The following is a 1,052-nucleotide window of genomic DNA, read 5'->3' as shown; positions in this document are numbered from 1 at the left end:
ATGGCTAAGGCAAAGTTTGAACGTAACAAACCGCACGTTAACATCGGCACGATCGGCCACGTTGACCACGGTAAAACCACTCTGACCGCTGCGATCACGAAGTATTTCGGTGATTTCCGCGCGTATGACCAGATTGACGGCGCGCCGGAAGAGAAAGCCCGCGGGATCACGATCTCGACGGCGCACGTGGAATATGAGACGGAGGCCCGTCACTACGCCCACGTCGACTGCCCCGGCCACGCTGACTATGTGAAAAACATGATCACCGGTGCGGCTCAGATGGACGGCGCGATCCTCGTGGTGAACGCAGCTGACGGCCCGATGCCGCAGACCCGCGAGCACATCCTGCTCGGTCGTCAGGTGGGCATCCCGACGATGGTTGTCTACATGAACAAAGTTGATCAGGTTGACGACGAAGAGCTGCTCGAGCTGGTCGAGATGGAAATCCGCGAGCTGTTGAGCTCGTATGATTACCCCGGCGACGACATCCCGATCGTCAAGGGTTCGGCTCTGGCCGCCCTTGAGGGCCGCGACGAAGAGATCGGCGAGAAATCGATCCGCGCTCTGATGGAAGCGGTCGACAGCTGGATCCCGACGCCCGAGCGCGCTGTGGACCAGCCCTTCTTGATGCCGATCGAGGACGTGTTCTCGATCTCGGGTCGTGGTACGGTTGTGACCGGTCGCGTTGAGCGCGGCGTTGTCAACGTGGGTGACGAGCTGGAAATCGTGGGCATCCACGCGACCAAGAAAACCACCTGTACCGGCGTCGAGATGTTCAAGAAACTGCTCGATCGCGGTGAAGCTGGCGACAACATCGGCGCGCTGCTGCGCGGTATCGACCGTGAAGGCGTTGAGCGCGGCCAGGTGCTGTGCAAGCCCGGTTCGGTGACGCCGCACACCCAATTCGAAGCTGAGGCCTATATCCTCACCAAAGAAGAGGGTGGCCGTCACACGCCGTTCTTCGCGAACTACCGTCCGCAGTTCTACTTCCGCACGACGGATGTCACCGGCACCGTGACGCTGCCCTCGGGCACCGAGATGGTCATGCCGGG

The 1,052-nt window shown here is 60.8% G+C and carries 1 protein-coding gene; it reads left to right on the top strand.

The genetic code is table 11. From position 1 onward, the window contains the following. Positions 1-1,052 (top strand): elongation factor Tu (tuf, locus tag DL1_RS20635; RefSeq protein WP_038070282.1); only part of this gene is annotated, 1,052 nt, incomplete at both ends.

This window comes from Thioclava dalianensis, from assembly GCF_000715505.1.
Taxonomy (GTDB): domain Bacteria; phylum Pseudomonadota; class Alphaproteobacteria; order Rhodobacterales; family Rhodobacteraceae; genus Thioclava; species Thioclava dalianensis.
This window is presented reverse-complemented; position numbering and strand designations above follow the sequence as displayed.